The organism is Gordonia sp. (in: high G+C Gram-positive bacteria) (assembly GCF_020438995.1).
GTDB lineage: Bacteria > Actinomycetota > Actinomycetes > Mycobacteriales > Mycobacteriaceae > Gordonia.
In genome coordinates this window covers 80,389-98,542 of sequence record NZ_JAGQTN010000275.1, presented here as the reverse complement: position 1 = coordinate 98,542, position 18,154 = coordinate 80,389, and the positions used below count along the sequence as shown (strand labels likewise).

17 protein-coding genes are annotated in these 18,154 nt (G+C 66.6%); 10 read left to right on the top strand and 7 right to left on the bottom strand.

What is annotated here, in order from left to right:
• Positions 1 to 75: 75 nt before the first annotated feature.
• Complete coding sequence (locus KDB67_RS19845) at positions 76 to 267, bottom strand: hypothetical protein (protein WP_291019667.1); 192 nt, start codon at positions 265 to 267, stop codon at positions 76 to 78.
• A gap of 97 nt (positions 268 to 364) precedes the next feature.
• Between KDB67_RS19845 and KDB67_RS19840 the strand changes: the two genes are divergently transcribed.
• On the top strand, positions 365 to 1,528 hold the full coding sequence (locus tag KDB67_RS19840) for an aminotransferase class I/II-fold pyridoxal phosphate-dependent enzyme (RefSeq protein WP_291019665.1): 1,164 nt from the start codon (positions 365 to 367) through the stop codon (positions 1,526 to 1,528).
• Positions 1,529 to 1,889: 361 nt separating this feature from the next.
• On the opposite strand, the gene KDB67_RS19835 is transcribed toward KDB67_RS19840, so the two are convergent.
• Together KDB67_RS19835 and KDB67_RS19830 are read right to left on the bottom strand one after the other, a co-directional pair.
• A complete protein-coding gene (locus KDB67_RS19835; RefSeq protein WP_291019663.1) occupies positions 1,890 to 3,161 on the bottom strand; it encodes a polysaccharide pyruvyl transferase family protein in 1,272 nt (423 codons plus the stop codon).
• A gap of 91 nt (positions 3,162 to 3,252) precedes the next feature.
• Positions 3,253 to 3,867: a TetR/AcrR family transcriptional regulator gene (locus KDB67_RS19830; protein WP_291019661.1), complete on the bottom strand. Its 615-nt coding sequence runs from the start codon at positions 3,865 to 3,867 to the stop codon at positions 3,253 to 3,255.
• 139 nt (positions 3,868 to 4,006) lie between these two features.
• Here KDB67_RS19830 and KDB67_RS19825 point away from each other — a divergent pair, with 139 nt between their 5' ends.
• From KDB67_RS19825 to KDB67_RS19810, 4 genes are all read left to right on the top strand, one after another.
• A complete protein-coding gene (locus KDB67_RS19825) occupies positions 4,007 to 5,788 on the top strand; it encodes an acyl-CoA dehydrogenase (protein ID WP_291019659.1) in 1,782 nt (593 codons plus the stop codon).
• 31 nt (positions 5,789 to 5,819) lie between these two features.
• Positions 5,820 to 6,581 carry an SDR family oxidoreductase gene (locus tag KDB67_RS19820; protein ID WP_291019657.1) on the top strand — a complete coding sequence of 254 codons (762 nt, stop codon included), beginning with the start codon at positions 5,820 to 5,822 and terminating at the stop codon, positions 6,579 to 6,581.
• Between the two features lie 148 nt (positions 6,582 to 6,729).
• On the top strand, positions 6,730 to 7,242 hold the full coding sequence (locus tag KDB67_RS19815; RefSeq protein WP_291019655.1) for a PH domain-containing protein: 513 nt from the start codon (positions 6,730 to 6,732) through the stop codon (positions 7,240 to 7,242).
• Positions 7,229 to 8,773, top strand: coding sequence for a PH domain-containing protein (locus KDB67_RS19810; protein WP_291019652.1), 1,545 nt, complete (start codon positions 7,229 to 7,231; stop codon positions 8,771 to 8,773). Before KDB67_RS19815 ends, KDB67_RS19810 begins: the two co-directional genes overlap by 14 nt.
• Before the next feature lie 54 nt (positions 8,774 to 8,827).
• Here KDB67_RS19810 and KDB67_RS19805 read toward each other — a convergent pair whose 3' ends face one another.
• The gene (locus tag KDB67_RS19805) at positions 8,828 to 9,466 is read right to left on the bottom strand and encodes a TetR/AcrR family transcriptional regulator (RefSeq protein WP_291019649.1); all 639 of its coding nucleotides are present in this window, start codon (positions 9,464 to 9,466) and stop codon (positions 8,828 to 8,830) included.
• 290 nt (positions 9,467 to 9,756) lie between these two features.
• On the opposite strand from KDB67_RS19805, the gene KDB67_RS19800 reads away from it, so the two are divergent.
• From KDB67_RS19800 to rsgA, 5 genes are all read left to right on the top strand, one after another.
• Positions 9,757 to 11,442, top strand: coding sequence for a nucleobase:cation symporter-2 family protein (locus tag KDB67_RS19800; RefSeq protein WP_291019646.1), 1,686 nt, complete (start codon positions 9,757 to 9,759; stop codon positions 11,440 to 11,442).
• 17 nt (positions 11,443 to 11,459) lie between these two features.
• Positions 11,460 to 11,681 (top strand): hypothetical protein, encoded by a 222-nt coding sequence (locus KDB67_RS19795; protein ID WP_291019643.1) that lies wholly within the window; start codon positions 11,460 to 11,462, stop codon positions 11,679 to 11,681.
• A 4-nt stretch (positions 11,682 to 11,685) separates the two neighbouring features.
• Positions 11,686 to 12,069: a VOC family protein gene (locus KDB67_RS19790; protein ID WP_291019640.1), complete on the top strand. Its 384-nt coding sequence runs from the start codon at positions 11,686 to 11,688 to the stop codon at positions 12,067 to 12,069.
• A gap of 30 nt (positions 12,070 to 12,099) precedes the next feature.
• The gene (gene aroA, locus KDB67_RS19785; RefSeq protein WP_291019638.1) at positions 12,100 to 13,365 is read left to right on the top strand and encodes a 3-phosphoshikimate 1-carboxyvinyltransferase; all 1,266 of its coding nucleotides are present in this window, start codon (positions 12,100 to 12,102) and stop codon (positions 13,363 to 13,365) included.
• 340 nt (positions 13,366 to 13,705) lie between these two features.
• Entirely contained in the window at positions 13,706 to 14,776 is a 1,071-nt protein-coding gene (gene rsgA / locus KDB67_RS19780) for a ribosome small subunit-dependent GTPase A (RefSeq protein WP_291019637.1), read from the top strand.
• On the opposite strand, the gene KDB67_RS19775 is transcribed toward rsgA, so the two are convergent.
• From KDB67_RS19775 to KDB67_RS19765, 3 genes are all read right to left on the bottom strand, one after another.
• Entirely contained in the window at positions 14,757 to 15,305 is a 549-nt protein-coding gene (locus KDB67_RS19775; protein WP_291019635.1) for a nitroreductase family protein, read from the bottom strand. The genes rsgA and KDB67_RS19775 overlap by 20 nt on opposite strands.
• A 31-nt stretch (positions 15,306 to 15,336) precedes the next feature.
• Positions 15,337 to 16,563: an acyl-CoA desaturase gene (locus tag KDB67_RS19770; protein ID WP_291019633.1), complete on the bottom strand. Its 1,227-nt coding sequence runs from the start codon at positions 16,561 to 16,563 to the stop codon at positions 15,337 to 15,339.
• 155 nt (positions 16,564 to 16,718) lie between these two features.
• Positions 16,719 to 18,017 carry a fatty acid desaturase gene (locus KDB67_RS19765; RefSeq protein WP_291019629.1) on the bottom strand — a complete coding sequence of 433 codons (1,299 nt, stop codon included), beginning with the start codon at positions 18,015 to 18,017 and terminating at the stop codon, positions 16,719 to 16,721.
• Positions 18,018 to 18,154: the final 137 nt, after the last annotated feature.

Here is an 18,154-nt window from a genome sequence, read left to right as displayed (position 1 = left end):
CCGCCGATGATGATCCAGCCGAAGAATCCCAGTGCCAACATACGTGCCTACCTCCAAGAGTCGGTTGTCCCGATGCTACTGACCGGACTTGCCGAAGAGCATGAATCCGCCGTACAGGGCGAGTCCGATGAGCGCGACCCAGAACAGCCCCTTGAGGATCGGGACGATCACCGCGCAGGCGATGAGGATGACGGCGATGATGGCGAGGATCTTCCAGAAGCCCAGGCCACCACCGGTGGATGTGTTGAATTGCGTTGATGTGTTCATGACTCCACGATGCCGGTACGCCGCCGCCGGCAACACCCTGAGACGCGGGTTTGGGGGTTAAATCAGGGTACGGCCCCGACCTGACACAATCGCCCGCATGAGGATTTCGCGTCGTGCCTCGGCGATCAGTCCGTTCTATGCGATGGAGTACGGGCGGCGGGCGGCCGAACTGATCGCCGACGGACACGACGTGATCCGGTTCAACATCGGCGAACCCGACTTCGGGGCACCGCCGGAGTTCCTGGCCGCCGCGCGTGAGCTGTGCGACGGCCGGCCGCTCCCCTACACCGACGCCCTCGGGTTGCCCGCGTTGCGGGAGGCAATCGCCCGGTTCTACTCCGAACATTTCCGGTGTGAGGTGCCGGCGCGGCGGGTGGTGGTCACGTCGGGTGCGTCGGCAGCACTGCTGATGGCGTGCGCGGCGCTCGTCGACCCGGGCGACGAGGTGCTGATCGCCGATCCGTCGTATCCGTGCAACCGGCAGTTCGCCGAAAGTTTCGGCGGCACGGTGCGATTGATCCCGACCACCGCGGCCGACAGGTTCCAGCTCACCGCGGACGGCGTATCGACGGCGTGGTCGGAGGCGACGCGGGGCGTGATGGTGGCGTCGCCGTCCAATCCGACCGGAACATCGGTACCCGCGGACGAGCTGGCCGCGATCTGTGACGTCGCCCGCTCCCGCGGAGGCTGGCGGATCATCGATGAGATCTACCTCGGCCTGGCCGACGGAGATGGCGGGCTGCCACCGCGCAGCGTACTCGCCTCCGACCCGGAAGCGATTGTGATCAACAGCTTTTCGAAATACTTCGGGTTGACCGGGTGGCGGCTGGGCTGGGCGATCGTTCCCGACGGCCTCGTGGAGGTGTTCGAGCGGCTGGAGCAGAACTACTACATATGCCCACCCACGCCGTCACAATTCGCGGCGCTGACGTGTTTCTCCCCCGAGTCGCTGGCCGTCGCCGAGGCGCGTCGCACGGAGTTCCGGGAGCGCCGCAAACTCGTCCTCGACGGCCTGGCCGAGATCGGGCTCGACGTCCCGGTCGTCCCCGACGGTGCGTTCTACGTTTACATCGACGTGGGTTCCACCGGCATGACCGCCTCCGAGTTCTGCGACCGCGCCCTCACCGAGGCACACGTGGCCCTCACTCCCGGAAAGGATTTCGGCGTCGCCGGAGCGGAGCGGTTCGTCCGCCTCTCCTATTCGGTCGGCAAATCTGAACTGGCCGAAGGTATCTCCCGGCTAGCCCGGTTCACCCGTTGAGAGCCTCACCTCACCGGACCCTTCGAGACGCTCGCTCGTTCCTCGCATCGCCCTCAGGGATCAAGAAGCGTCCCCCACCCCAAAACCGTTCCAACGCAACCACCACCTCGAACCCGAAGTCAAAGCGCACAGAATCCGGCCACCATCCTGACCCCCGAGGCGACACAACACAGAAACTAACCACCATCTCGACCCCAAGCCCGACGCGACACACGATCAAACCACCATCTCGACCCCAAGCCCGACGCGACACACGATCAAACCACCATCTTGATCCCTGAGGCCGACGCGACGCAGGAGCGAGGGACGCGTTGGGTCAGGTGACCTTTCGACACCTCACGCACCCACCTCGAACTCGCCGCTAACCCCGAATCCGTTTGCGGCCGTACAATTCCGCCGCCAACGCGCGTTTGGCGTCTACGGCGCGGAGGCGGTCGGCGGCGGTGAAACCGCCGGCGGTGGGCCGGTCCGGGATCTGTTCGGGGTCGTCGGCGATCGTCCAACGGGAACCGATGTCGGCGAGCGAGGAGTGTTTGGTGGCGTAGTAGTCGGGCCGGGGCACCAGTGCGACACCGGAATCGCCTGCCGCAGCGGCGATCAGGTGCGGGTGGAAGCGGGTGCTGATCCAGGTGTCGCCACGCCCGGCGGGCAGCCCGCGCCGCCAGATGTCGAGGAACGACACCGACGTCGAACCCTTAAGTCGGTCAGCGAGTTTCACCGGAACTGTCATGTCCTTACCCGGAATACCTTCCACCACGGTCACTGCCGACCCGGGCACGTCCCAGGAGTCGAGCGTACGGCGCACCACCTCGGCGAGGGCATCGACGCCGGTCTGCCCGAAGGCCGCAAAATCGTCGGTGAGATCGGCCTGGATACACAGCGTGACCCCGCCGGACACGGGTTTGGGCCGTCGGCTGAGCAGTCGCCGTTCACCCCACGCGAGCCAGGCGTCGTCGCCGCCGAGTCGTGCGTCGTCGCCCAGTGCCGCCGCCGACGCGGTGTCCCGCACGTCGAACAGGCTGAAAGCACCCGCCGCATCGCGCAGCGCCGCCAGCGCAGGCTCGTCGACGGTCGGCATCAGTCCCAGCCCGGTCGCGTACGCACGTGCGCCGGTGGATCGGGCGAGCGCGGCGGCCGCCGACACCAGCGAAACCTGGTAGGGCCACACGTTGTTAACGTAACCGCCGCCGAGCAGGTGCACCGACGCCGCCCGCCGAAACAGGTCGACGCCTTCGGCCAGGCCCGGCGCGTGCCCGAACTCGGTGGCTGCCGACGCCACCCATTCCCACGGTCGGTCCGGATCGAGGCCGTCGGTACCGTCCACATCCCCCGACAATCCGCCGGCGTGCACGGTGAGCTTCCAGATCGTGTCGACGAAGATCGTGCGCGGATGGATGCCCCGGAACAGCAGCGTCGCCTGACCGGGTGAATGGCAGTCCAGCACCACCGTCGCCCGAGGCCGTTCCTTGGAGAGGTACCGCAGCCAGGCGCGGGCGATCAGCTCATCCCCGTAATTGGGGTACCCCGACGGTGCGATCAGGTAGATGATCTCGCGCCGCCGCAGCTTGTCCATCAGTCCCGGATCGCGCAGCTTATCCACGACCGACGCCGGGTCCACTCCCCTGATCTGCATACTTGCGACTGTACCGACAAGAACCGCCCGTCACGGCGTGCTCGATGCCCTATCGCGAGCGTCGGACCTGTGGGGGGCGGTTTTTGTCCGGTCACGTCACCATGCGCAGGGCAAGCTCCGCGTAAGCGGTGCCGAGCGCGACCGGATCTGAGTGAGTCCGGCTCGGGAACCAACGGCAGACGTCGACGCAGAGGGAAGAGATGGCCAGTACCGCGTCGTCAGGATGCTCGACGGTGAACACCCCGTCCCGGATTCCTTGCCGGACAATAGTTTCGATGATGTCGACGGTGTCTCGGCGCATCGCGGCCACGACCCGGTAGTGCTCGGGCGCCAGCGCGTGCAACTCGTACTGCACCACCTTGGCGTGTTCGTGGTGGCGGGCCTGCCAGCAGGCGAACGCGGCGACCACCGCTTGCAGACGTTGCTCGGGACCCCCTGCTGTATCCGCATCAACCGAGCGCAACTCGTCCAGGATCTGCCCGTGCCCGTCTACCGCGATCGCGTACAGCAGCTCTTCCTTGGACTTGTAGTGCGGGTACATCGCGGCCGGGCTCAGGTTGAGATGTTTGGCGATCTGCCGGGTCGACGTACCGCCGAAGCCGTCGCGGGCGAACATCTCCACCGCGGCCCGGCGCATCCTGGTGGCCGCCGGCGAGTCCGAAACCAGCGGCGCCGCATACGCGGCCTCCACGTCGAGCTGTCCCATCGCGCCTCCCTCGGCGATCCACGCGCACCTTGCGTCCGGGTCGTGATTGACCGGAGCCGTCGTGAGGTGCATCATAAGCGAGTGCTCATTTTATGAGCGATCGCTTAGTTGACGCAAGATCCTCCCGAGGAGAGTTTTCATGGCCGACCCGATCTCCCGCCGCGACCTCGACTTCCTGCTGTACGAGTGGCTCGATGTCGAGCAGTTCACCAAGGCGCAGCGCTACGCCGACCACTCGAAGGACACCTTCGACGCCGTCCTGGACCTGGCGCAGGACATCGCGATCAAGAAGTACGCGCCGTTCAACAAGCTCCTGGACCAGAACGAGCCCTATGTCGGCGACGACGGCAAGGTGGTCCTGCCCGACGCCACCGCCGACGGCGTACGCGAGTTCCTCGCCGCCGGACTGATCGCCGGACCGTTCGGTGAGGAACTCGACGGCGGCAGCCTGCCCTCCACCGTCCACCAGGCGGCGATGACCTGGTTCCAGGCCGCCAACCCGGCGATGTCGTCGTACACGTTCCTGACCGTCGGCAACGCCAACCTGCTCGCCGAGTACGGCACCCCCGAGCAGATCGACACGTGGGTGCGCCCGATGCTCGAAGGCCGCTACTTCGGCACGATGTGCCTGTCGGAGCCGGGCGCCGGATCGTCGCTGTCGGACATCACCACCAAGGCCACCCCCGTCGGCGACGGCACCTACCGGGTGTCGGGCACCAAGATGTGGATCTCGGCCGGCGATCACGAACTCGGCGAGAACATCGTGCATCTGGTGCTGGCCAAGGCGCCGGGCGGCGGACCGGGTGTCAAGGGCATCTCGCTGTTCATCGTGCCGAAGGTCCTGCAAGACGGCACCCGCAACGACGTCGCTCTGGTGGGCCTGAATCACAAGATGGGCCAGCGCGGCACCACCAACACCCTGCTCAACTTCGGTGACGGCACCTTCCCCGTCGGCGACGAATCCGGTGCGGTCGGCTACCTCGTGGGTGAGGAGCACAAGGGGCTGTTCTACATGTTCCACATGATGAACGAGGCCCGGATCGGGGTCGGATTCCTGGCCACCGCAATCGGTTACGCCGGCTACCTGCAGTCGCTGGAGTACGCCAAGACCCGCGTGCAGGGCCGTCCCGTCGACTCGAAGGATCCCGCGTCCAAGCCAGTGGCGATCATCGAACATCCCGACGTCAAGCGGATGCTGCTGGCGCAGAAGTCGTACGTGGAAGGCGGTCTGGCGCTAGGACTTTGGTCGTCGACCCTGGTCGACCGCGCCGCGACCGCCACCGATGACGACGAACGCGCCCGTGCCGCACTGCTTCTCGACGTCATCACGCCGATCAGTAAGAGCTGGCCGTCGCAGTGGTGCCTGACCGCCAACGATCTGGCGATCCAGGTGCTCGGCGGCTACGGGTACACCAAGGAGTTCGACGTCGAGCAGTGCTACCGCGACAACCGGCTCAACCCGATTCACGAGGGCACGCACGGTGTGCAGGCCATCGACCTGCTGGGCCGCAAGTTCACGATGAAGGGTGGCGCCGGGCTGCGGGCGCTGGTCGAGACCATCACCGAGACCATCGAGCGGGCCACCGCCGCCGGAGGCGACGCCGCCGGTTACGCCGCCACGCTGCGCGCCAGCGCCGACCGGATCCCCGCCACCGTCATGGCCGCGTGGGCCGCCGGCGATCCTGCCGTCGCGCTCGCCAACGCCACCGCGTTCCTGGAGGCCACCGGACACACCGTCCTGGCCTGGCTGTGGCTGGAACAATTCCTTGCCGCCGCGGGCAAAGAAGGCGATTTCTACGACGGCAAGCGAGCCGCGACGCAATACTTCTTCAGGTACGAGCTGCCCAAGACGGGACCGATGTTCGATCTGGTGGCCGCGGGAGACCGCACCACCCTCGACGCCTCACCCGACTGGTTCTGATCCACCACACCCCGAAAGGTCAACCGACACAATGACAATTCTGGACAGGTTCTCCCTCACCGACAAGGTCGTGATCGTGACCGGCGCCTCGTCGGGTCTCGGCGTCGCGTTCGCGAAGGGATTCGCCGAGGCCGGCGCCGACGTGGTGCTCGCCGCCCGGCGCGTCGAGAAGCTCGCCGACACCGCCAAACTCGTCGAGGCCGCCGGCCGCAAGGCTCTGCCGGTGCAGACCGATGTGACCGATCCCGAGCAGTGCCAGGCCGTCGTCGACGCCGCGATGGCCGAGTTCGGCCACGTCGACATCCTGATCAACAACGCCGGCGTGGGCACCGCGGTGCCGGCGACCCGCGAAACCCCCGACCAGTTCCGGCAGGTCGTCGACCTGAACCTGAACGGCAGCTACTGGATGGCCCAGTCGTGCGGCCGAATCATGAAGCCGGGCAGCGCGATCGTCAACATCGCCAGCGTCCTGGGCATCACAACCGCCGGCCTCCCGCAGGCCGCGTACGCCTCCAGCAAGGCCGGCGTGATCGGCCTGACCCGCGACCTGGCCCAGCAGTGGGGACACCGGAAGGGCATCCGCGTCAACGCGATCGCCCCCGGCTTCTTCGCCAGCGAGATGACCGACGCCTACCCGCCCGGCTACCTCGAAGCCCAGAACACCCGCATCGTCCTTCAACGCACCGGCGACCCCGAGGAGTTGGCCGCCACCGCCATCTGGCTCGCCTCCCCCGCCGCCGGCTACGTAGTCGGCCAGACCATCCCCGTAGACGGCGGCATCACCATCAGCTGACCCGGACAATTTCCGGTGACATGGCGTTCCGCGATGGAATAGTGCCTCACGGAACGCCATGTAGGACGAATCTGGGCGTCGGGGTCGTGCGGGATCATCCCTACGGGCGACACGGGAGTCGCCCTTCCTGACGCCATAATGGTGTGTGATGGAAACCACACCGACATCCCCGGTGCACCCGAGCCTGCGGGAACCGGCCCACCGGGTCGATCCGCGGGCCAAGACTCTGTGGCGGATCGTTCCGCTGATCGTTGCCGCGCCGGTGGCGATCGGCGCGCTGATCGCGGCGGCATTCTCCGGTGAGTTCTGGTGGATACCGATCCTGACGCTGGCTGCCGCGGTCCTGGTTCTCGCCTTCTTCGTCGCGGTGGTGCCCGCGTGGCGGTACCGATTCCATCGGTGGGAGGTGTCCGCCGACGCCGTCTATACCCAGTCCGGCTGGTTCAACCGACACGCCGTGATCATCCCGATCGCCCGAATCCAGGTGGTCGACACCGAAGCGGGTCCGCTCGAACAACTCCTGAAACTGGCCACGGTGACCGTGACGACCGCGTCGTCCGCCGGCACCATCCGGATCGCCGGACTCGATGCGGCGGCCGCCGCGCAGGTGGCCGCCGACCTCACCATCGCCACTGCGAGGCACACCGGTGACGCAACCTGATCCGCAGACACCCCGGGTCGACGGCCCGGGCGACTGGCATCGTCTGTCCGCCTGGATGATGCTCGAGGAGACGCCCGGGCGGGTACCCCAGTTTCTCGGCGTCGTCGTCGGCCTGGCCAGTCTTTTCCTGGGCATTCCCGGCATCGTGCCCATTGTCGTGGGAGCACTGGCCGCGGTGGTCGCCGCGGTGCCGATATGGCTGGCCACCACCTACCAGGTCACCGACCAGCACGTCCGGGTCCGCAGCGGCGTGATCAGGCGCAAAGCGGCCACCGCGCGCCGCGACCGCATCCGCAGCGTCGAGACCACCGCGTCACCGCTGAACCGCGTGCTCGGCCTGGAAACGGTGACAATCAGAACCGGTGCCGACGCGTCGTCGTCAGCGGTGGTGCTGTACTGCGTCCGCAAGCAATACGCGATCGCGCTGCGCGACTATCTCATGCCCACCGGAACACCCGCCGCCCCCGACACCGCCGACCCCGACAGCCCCGATAACGGCCAAGCCCCGGACGTCGCTGTCCCCCTCGCCGGTTTCGAACCGCGCTGGTTGCGTTTCGCGGCGTTCTCGAACCTCGGCTTCACCGTCGCCGCGGCGGCTCTCATGATCGGTGCGCGACTGGCCTATGAAGTCGCCCGGCCGGACGAGGAAAGGTCGGGGTCGTGGGATCTGCCCAGCGACCTGTCGATATCTCTCACAGTGAGCATCGCAGTCGCGGTCATCGTCTTCGGAGCCGCGGCGTCGGTGCTGTCCTACCTGTTCGAGTTCGGTCATTTCCTGCTGTCCCGGCATCGCGACGGCACGCTCCGAATACGACGAGGCCTACTCACCACCACGTCGACGACACTGGATGAGAAGCGGATCCGCGGCATCCGCATTCACGAGCCACCGCTGATGCGGCCGTTACGAGGGGCCCGGTTGCATGCCATCGCGACCGGTGCGGACAAGCAGCCGCTACTACTGCCCCTGACACCCACCGAAGTGGTCGGACGCGTCGGCCGGGCGGTGTTCGGAGCAGGCGGTGATGCCGCCCAATTCCCGCCGCAACACACCATTCCAGATCGACCTGGCGATCATGGAGCGCTGAAACCGCACCCACCGGCCGCTCGGCGCCGCCGCATCACCCGCACCGTCGCGAGTGCCTTGGCCGTATCAGTGATCCCGCTCATCGCGTGGGCGCTGGGATGGCTACCGCTCACAGTGGCCATCACCGGCCTCGTGGTGCTGGCGTGCGCGGGCGCCGCGCTCGGCGAACTGCGCTATCGCAACCTCGGCCACCGGCTCACCGACCACTCACTCGTGATCGCACCGCCGACAGCCGCCCGGCAACGCTACCTGCTGCACGACGACGGCATCATCGGCTGGTCGGTACGCGCGTCGTGGTTCCAGCGTCGTCAGGGGCTGGTCACCCTGGTCGCGGCCAGCGCCGCCGGCACCGAGGCCTACCGCATCGTCGACATCCACGGCGACGACGCAAGCGCACTGGCCGCCGAGATCTCACCCGGCCTCATCGAGCCGTTTCTGCACCGGTGACTGTGCGGTGGATCCGAGCCAGGACCTGGCTCGGATCCACCGCATGACACCGTCTTACAACTCCGCTGTGGCCAGGTATTCACGCAGGTAGCCGCGCAGGATCGTCTTGGCCTCCTCGATCAGCGCCGCATCGCCGTCGGGATCCGTACGAAAAGCCTCCTGCAGCATGGTGTCTGCCACCAGATGCGCCGACCGGGCCACCACGTCGAGCCGCAGCGAATCCGGGATGCCCTGCTGCATCAGGATCTGGCGCAGCATCTCGGCCATCCGCCGCTTGTGTTCTCGGTCGGCCGCCTGCGTCGCATCCGTCAGCGACCGGCTGAACCACAACGCCCGGAAGCCGTCCTCGGAGCGGTAGGCGTCGACGAACGCGTCGAACAGGATTCCGACCGGATCGGACCACGTCCGCTGACCCGCCGACCGGAGCAGCCCGTTCATCCGGTTCTCCAGACGATGCAGATAGGTTTCGGCCAGGGTCTCGATGATCGCGTCCCGGTCGGGCAGATACTGGTACAGCGAGGCCACCGACACGCCCGCCTCCTCGGCGACGCGGGTGGTGGTCAGCACCGCCGGGCCTTCGGCGACGAGGATGCGGTCGGCCGCGGCCAGCACCTGCATCAGCCGCTCGCGGCTGCGTGCCTGCTGCGGAATACGGCGCAGACCCGCCCAGTCGAGGTCAAAGGCATCGGTCATCTGCACGGCTGCTCCGCTCTGTCATATCTCAGGGTCATCTGTCAGGTTGCCGTCTGTCAGGTCCCGTCATGCGTCCGCATGCCCTGCGTCGTGCGCCGTCTACCGGTCAGGGGACAGCGGATCGCCACTGCTCATCGCCGCATCCCGGAATGGTCAAACACCCTATCACCCGGGTCTGCCAGTCATGGTCGCCGACGGTGCGACGCGCCCGCGGGCAATATATTCCGCGGGAAACACCGACGTCACGTGCGAGCGGTGCGGCCGAAACAACGCGGCCGTACACCATTCCCATGGCTGTCCTCGACATGATCAAAAACGGCAAAGCGACCCCGCATCCCGTTGACGAGATCCCCCCGTTCATCAAACTGTTCCCGCTCGGCTTGCAGCATGTCCTCGCGATGTACGCGGGCGCGGTGGCGGTTCCGCTCATCGTCGGCGGCGCGATGGTCAGCGCCGGCCAGCTCGAAGAGGGCGACATCGTCCACCTCATCATGGCCGACCTGTTCGTGGCCGGCATCGCCACGCTGATCCAGTCGGTCGGATTCTGGCGATTCGGTGTGCGACTGCCGCTGATGCAGGGTGTGACGTTCGCGGCCGTCGGCCCGATGATCACCATCGGCACCAGCCACGGCATCACCGCCATCTACGGCGCGGTGATCGCCTCGGGTGTCTTCATGATCGTCATGGCTCCGGTCATCGGAAAGCTGGTCAGATTCTTCCCGCCGCTGGTGACCGGCACCATCATCGTGATCATCGGTGTGTCACTGATGCGGGTGGCGGCCGGCTGGTTCGGCGGCGGAACCGCCAAGGGCGAGGACTTCGGTGAGCCCAAGGCGATCGCGTTCGGTTTCGGCACGCTGGTCATCATCCTGGCCATCGAACGGTTTGCGCCCGACTCGATCCGCCGGGTGTCGGTGCTGCTCGGCCTGATCATCGGCACCCTGATCTCCATTCCGTTCGGCCTGCCCAACTGGGATGCCGTCGGCGAGAACGCCTGGGTCGGCATTCCCCAGCCGTTCCAGTTCGGTCTGCCCGAGTTCCAGCTCAGCGCCATCATCTCGATGATCATCGTCGCCATCGTGATCATGACCGAGACCACCGGCGACATCGTCGCCGTCGGCGAGATCGTCGACAAGAAGATCACCCCGCAGAAACTTGCCGACGGTATGCGCGCCGACGGACTGGGCACCGTCCTCGGCGGCGTGTTCAACACGTTCCCGTACACCGCGTTCGCGCAGAACGTCGGTCTGGTGGCCATCACCGGCGTGCGGACCCGGCACGTCGCGACGTGCGCCGGCGCCATCCTGGTGATCTTCGGTCTGCTACCCAAGATGGGCGCGATCGTCGAGGGCATCCCGCAGCCGGTGCTCGGCGGCGCCGGTGTCGCACTGTTCGGCATGGTCGCGGCCAGCGGCATCCGGACCCTGTCCAAGGTCAAGTTCAACAACACCAACATCCTGGTGGTGGCCATCTCGATCGGTGTGGCATTGCTGACCGAGGCGAGCCTGTACTACACCGACCGTTCCGGTGACGAGCCGGTGAACGTGAAACTGGACCTGTACCACCAGTTCCCGGACTGGTTCCAGACCATCTTCCACTCGGGCATCTCGGCGGGCGCACTGTGCGCGATCATCCTGAACCTGTTGCTCAACACCAAATCCACCTCGATCGACCCTGTCGACTACCACAACACCGGCGAGATCGATGTCGCGCCGTCGGCCTCCGACGCCCCGCGCGGCCCGGCGTTCGACCCCCGCGACGCACTGCTGGCCGCCGACCCGGCGACCACCGAGGAGACCTTGCGGTACCTGGCGCAACGGGACGAGGGTCTGCACCCGTTCATCGTCACCAACCCGTCGGCACCCAAGGAACTGTGCGACTGGATCAAGAGCCTCGGTGATCCGAAGGTGTTGCGGCTGTTCGAGAAGTGGGACGGCTACACCCACGGCGACTTCTCCAAACGCGGCAGCCAGTGACGCCTATCGTGGAAGGTATGTCCAGCTCAGATCATCCCCAGCCCGCGCCCGAACCCGACCCGGACGTTCCGCACACCTACGAGCAGGAGTCGCCGTTCGCATTCGGCGACGCCAAGCCGATCGGTGAGACGGATCGCATCACCCGGGAGAAGGCGATCTACGATGCCGCGCGCACGTCGGCACCCATCGACCGGGGCCATGCCGTGGGTGGCAGCGGTGGCGCCACCGAGGGCAGGTGAGCGGATGGAGGTCCTGATCAGTCGGGTCCTGCTGCGCTCGCCCGACCCGGTTCGGTTGCAACGGTTCTACCGCGACCAGCTCGGCCTCGCGGTGGCCCGCGAGTATCCCGGCGGGATCGTCTTCCACGCCGGGTCCGGGTTCATCGAGGTGCCCGGACACATGTCGGCCGAACAGGTCGGCACGTCCGGGGCGGCACTGTGGTTGCAGGTCCGTGACATCGCAGGCACCGAGAAGCAACTGCGCGACGCCGGCGTGACCGTGACCCGCGAACCGGTCACCGAACCGTGGGGCCTGATCGAGATGCACATCGCCGACCCCGACGGCCGCACGCTGATCGTCGTCGAGATCCCCGAGGACCATCCGCTGCGCCGCGACCTGCGGACGTAGCGGAATACCCGGTGATGACAGACTGAACGAATGACAGTATGGCGTGCCCCCAGGGTCACCGGGCCGGTGACGGCGACCGTCGAGTTGCCCGGATCCAAGTCCATCACCAATCGCGCCCTGATCCTGGCGGCACTGGCCGACGGGCCCTCGACGGTGCGCGGGGTACTGCGCAGCCGCGACACCGACCTCATGCTCGGCGCGCTCGCGGCGCTGGGGGTGGACATCGAGTCGGGTGAGACCCCCACGACCGTCACCCTGACCCCTGCCCCGCTGCACGGCGCCGACGTGTACTGCGGTCTCGCCGGCACGGTCATGCGATTCCTGCCGCCGGTCGCCGCGTTCGCCGACGGACCGGTCCGCTTCGACGCCGACGAGCAGGCACGATCCCGGCCGCAGTCGACGATCCTCGGCGCATTGCGGGTGCTGGGGGTGGACGTCGATGGCGACGCGCTGCCGTTCACGGTCAACGGCACCGGCCGCGCCGCCGGTGGCGCGGTGACCATCGACGCATCGGCGTCGTCGCAATTCGTGTCGGGGCTGCTGCTGTCGGCGCCGAGGTTCGACGACGGTGTCACCGTGCATCATGTGGGCAAGCCGGTGCCGTCGACGCCGCACATCGACATGACCGTCGACATGCTCAGGACTGCCGGGGTGGCGGTGGACACCTCCGAAGCCAACACGTGGCGGGTGGCGCCCGGGCCGATCAAGGCCGTCGACTGGGTTATCGAACCCGATTTGTCCAATGCCGCAGCGTTTTTGGCGGCCGCCGCTGCCACCGGTGGGACCGTCACCGTTCCATACTGGCCCGCCGTGACCACCCAGCCGGGTGCCCAGATCACCGACGTGCTGCGCGACATGGGTTGTGAAGTAACGCTTTCCGGCGGTCTGCTGACGGTGGACGGCCCGGACCGACTGTCCCCCATCAGTATCGACCTGCACGACATCGGCGAACTGACCCCGACCATCGCGGCCCTAGCGGCCCTGGCCGACGGCACGTCGGTGCTCTCGGGGATTGCGCACCTGCGCGGGCATGAAACCAACCGGCTGGAGGCGCTGGCCACCGAGATCAACCGGCTCGGCGGCAAGGTCACCGAAACCGACGACGGCCTGCGCATCGAGCCCGCACCGCTGCACGGTGGCCACTGGCTCTCGTACGCCGATCACCGCATGGCCACCGCCGGCGCGCTCATCGGCCTGGTCACCGACGATGTCGACGTCGACGACATCGAGACCACCGCCAAAACCCTCCCCGACTTCCCCGCCATGTGGCACCAGATGATCGCAGGCGCCGCTTGATCTCTCCAAGGACCGTCGTACAGCCGTTGGGAGCCCCATCTCACCGGACCCAACGCGTCGCAGTCGGCTCGCAAGCTCGCCCGACAGCTCCTCAGGGATCAAGACGCCCGTCACGCCGCCTCAAGCCCAAACCCGCAACAAGGCAACCACGCATCTTGATCCCTGAGGCCAAAGCCACAACAAGCCAACCACACATCTTGATCCCTGAGGCCAAAGCCACAACAAGCCAACCACACATCTTGATCCCTGAGGCCGATGCGACGAAGGAGCGAGGGTCGCGAAGGGTCCGGCGACCTTTCGAACCTGACGCAACCACCTCAACCTCGACGCGAGCCGCGAAATGAGGCGAGCAGCGACCAGTTACGACGAGTCCGATGTTCGGGTGCGGCCGGGCAAGGGCAGTCGGCCGAGGACGAAAACCCGTCCGGCACATGATGATGCAGCCGAGGCGATGGTGGTGTCGGTGGACCGGGGCCGCTGGGGGTGTGTGATCGGCGGCGACCCCGACCGCCGGGTGGTGGCGATGCGGGCACGCGAGTTGGGCCGAACACCGGTGGTCGTGGGCGATCAGGTCGGCGTCGTCGGCGACCTGACGGGCCGCAAGGACACGCTCGCCCGGATCGTGAAGGTTGCCGATCGCTCGACGGTGTTGCGGCGCACTGCAGACGACACCGATCCATATGAGCGGATCGTCGTCGCCAATGCCGATCAACTGCTGATCGTGACGGCGCTGGCCGATCCGCCACCGCGCACCGGTTTCGTCGAACGTGCCCTGGCCGCCGCGTACGTGGGTGGACTGTCACCGATCCTGTGTCTGACCAAGTCGGATCTGGCCGATCCGGCCGACTTCGCCGCGGCATTCGCCGATCTGGATCTGCCGGTGGTCATCGCCGGCCGCGACGACGATCTCACCGAGGTGACCGCGATACTGTCCGGGAAGATCACCGCACTGATCGGGCATTCCGGCGTCGGCAAGTCGACGCTGGTGAATCGTCTTGTCCCCGAGGCAGATCGGGCCACCGGAGTGGTATCCGGAGTCGGCAAGGGACGGCACACCTCCACCCAGTCGGTGGCCCTGCCACTGCCGGACGGAAACGGGGCGAGCGAAGCGACGGGGAAATGTGACGGCTGGGTCGTAGACACACCTGGAATCCGGTCCTTCGGGCTGGCCCACGTGGGCCCCGACGACATCGTCGACGCGTTCGCCGACCTGCGCGACACCATCGACGAATGCCCGCGTGGCTGTTCACATCTCGGCCCGCCGGCCGACCCGGAATGCGCGCTCGACGCGTTGTCGGGCCATTCGCTGCGCCGGGCGATGGCGGTGCGTCAATTGCTGATCGCGGTCACCTCGGGCACGCAGCACGCCGACGATCCCGAAGCCGATCCGCCTATACCGGCAGGCGGGTGAGAAACTGTTCGGCGTCGACGGGGTGGCCGGCACGAGCCATGTCGGGCTTGCCACCGACATAGAGCCAGCCGAGGAGTTTTTCGTTCTCGCCGAGGCCATGTAGGCGGGCGACGGGTTCGGCGTGGGTGAACGGTCCGGTGCGCCAGATGACGCCGTAGCCGGCTTCGTCGAGCAGCAGGCTCAACGCGTGGCCGACGCCGGCGGCCACCGCTTCCTGTTCCCAGTCGGGAACCTTGGGGTGGGGTTTGGTGCTGGACACGATCGCGATGAGCAGCGGGGCGCGCAGCGGCTTGTCCGCCGATCCGTCGTGACCGAGGACCTCGGTGAACGCGGCGCCGAGCCGAACCCTGTCGTCCTCGCGCAACTCGATCAGCCGCCACGGCGTGAGACCTGCATGATCTGCGACCCGGCCGGCCGCGGCGACCAGGCCGACGAGCTCGTCGTGGTCGGGGGCGTCGTCGGTCACCTTGGGCCAGGAGACGCGCTCCAGCATCGCATCACGGACGGTTGCCACGGTCTCGGATCCCATCGGGCCAGCCTACCCACCCGCGGGAGCGCCGCTACCTCCGGACCTTGCGCTGCCTGCGCTGCTCACGCGATTGCGCGATCGCCGTCTTGAGTCCGCCGGATATCCGCAGCCCCTGCGGCTTCGGGAGCGCGGCGAAGCGCCGCTCGGACGCGGTTTCGGGGGCGTCGTCGGCGGTGTCGTGCAGCATCTGGTCGGGCAGCGCGAGCTTGTTGATGGTGCGCAGCGTCTTGAGGTACTGCACCGGCAGTGATCCGGTGGTGTAGGGCAGGTCGTACTTCTCGCACAGTTGCTGAACCCGCACCGAGATCTCGGCGAGCCGGTTGCTCGGCAGATCGGGGAAAAGGTGATGTTCGATCTGGTAGCACAGGTTGCCCGACATGAACGCCATCACCGGACCGGCATGAAAATTGGCACTGCCGAGCATCTGCCGCAGATACCACTGACCCTGCGTCTCGTGTTCTAGAGTGTCGATCGTGAATTTCTCGGCACCGTCGGGGAAATGGCCACAGAAGATCACCACGTACGCCCACAGATTGCGGATCAGATTTGCGGTGGCATTGGCGGTGAGCGTGTGGAAGAAATTGGGTCCGGTCAGCGCGGGATAAAGTACGTAGTCCTTGCCGACCTGACGAATGATCTTGCGCCCGAACAGCTTCAGCTGCGGAATACCCACGTCCTTCGGCTTTTCACCGTCGATGATCTCACGGAGGCCGATATCGTGCAGGCCGATACCCCATTCGAAGGTGGAGGCGAGCACGAGGTTGGAGATCGGCTGAAATAGCCGCCGCGGTGCCCACGGTTCGTCGCGGGTGACGCGCAGAACCTTGTAGCCCACGTCGTCGTCCATCCCGAGCACGTTGGTGTATTTGTGATGAATGTAATTGTGGGAATGCTTCCAGTGCGGTGACGCGCACACCATATCCCACTCGTAGGTGGTCGAATGGACCTCGGGGTCGTTCATCCAGTCCCATTGCCCGTGCATCACGTTGTGCCCGAGTTCCATGTTCTCGATGATCTTGGCCAGCCCGAGCGCGGTGGTCCCCAGCAGCCACAGCGATCTGCGGTTGCTGCCGAGCAGCACGACCCGCCCGGAGAGTTCGAGGAAGCGCTGCAGCTTGATCGTCCGGTGTAGGTACCGGACGTCACGCAGACCGCGGTCCGCCTCGATCTCACGACGAATCGCGTCGAGTTCATGTCCCAGAGCCTCGACGTCGGCATCGGTGAGATGCGCGTAGGTGTTGATATCGGAAATCGCCATTGCTACAAGTATGCCCTGAGTCTTCGATGCCCGGCTTGCGAGCCTCCTCTCACCCAACGGCTCCTGTCATGAACCCCACCGATACGCCGAGGCATCACAATAGTGTCGATGCCTCGGCGTATCGGTGGGGTTTATGACGGCTGGGCAGACACTCCCTAGGCGGCCTGCCTGGTGACGATGCCCTCCGATTTACGGCCCTTGCCCCGCAGCGAGGCGATGGCCGAGCGAAGGCCGCGCCGGCGGCCGGTGGCCGGATCGATGGTGCTGTGCAGGCGCACACCCTCGGGGAACTCGCCCTCGAACCGCTTCTCGGAGGCGGTTTCAGGGGCGTCGTCGCGGGTCGCCGTCAGGTACTTGTCCGGAAGCGACAGCTTGGCGATGGTGCGCCACGACTTGAGGTACTGCAGCAGGAACGAGCCGGTGGTGTAGGGCAGGTCGTACTTGTCGCAGAGTGCCTGCACCCGCACGGAGATCTCGGCGAGCCGGTTGCTCGGCAGGTCCGGGAAGATATGGTGCTCGATCTGGTACGAAAGGTTGCCGCTCATAAACGCCAGCACCGGACCGCACCGGAAGTTGGCGCTGCCGAGCATCTGCCGCAGGTACCACTCACCTTGGGTCTCGGAGTCGACGTCCTGCTTGGTGAACTTCTCGGCGCCGTCGGGGAAGTGCCCGCAGAAGATGACCGCGTTGGTCCACACATTGCGGATGACATTGGCCATCGCATTCGCCGTGGCGGCCTTGGCGAAGGCCCGGCGACGGCCGACCTTGGTGCCGGTGGTGGCCGCGACGAGCGCCGGGTACACCACGTAGTCCTTGGCCACCTGCCGGCCGGCCTTCGCGCCGACCTCGGCCAGATCGCGCCGCAGCTCGGCCTTGGCCTCGGGGGTCTTGCGCTTGCGGCCCAGCTCGAGGTGCTGCACGGCCACACCCCACTGGAACAGCAACGCCAGGAGCGTGTTGTAGACGATGTTGCCGAGGTAGTAGGGGCGCCACCGCTGGTCGCGGGTCACGCGCAGGACGCCGTAGCCCACATCATCGTCCATCCCGAGCACGTTGGTGTACTTGTGATGGATGTAGTTGTGGGTGTGCTTCCAGTGCGCCGACGGGCCGGTGATGTCCCATTCCCAGGAGGTGGAGTGCACCTCCGGGTCGTTCATCCAGTCCCACTGCCCGTGCATCACGTTGTGGCCGAGTTCCATATTCTCGACGATCTTGGCGACGCCGAGCGTCGACGCGCCGGCCCACCAGAGTGACCGCTTGGTGGAACCGGCGATCAGTACGCGCCCGGCGAGTTCGAGTCCTCGCTGGAAGCGGATCGTATTGCGCAGATAGCGCGCGTCGCGCTCGCCGCGGTCGGCCTCGATGTCCGCCCGGATCGCGTCGAGCTCCACGCACAGCGCCTCGATGTCCGACTCGGACAGGTGCGCGTACTCGGGGATGTCAGTGATCGCCATCGTTTCCGTCTATCTCCAAACCCATCGACTACGTAACCGTAACTTACGCAATCGTAAGTTACGGTTACGTAGTTGTCCAGTACCGCCCGCCTCCCGATCCGGGCGACAGGCAACACACAGGCACGGCGCAGGCCGTC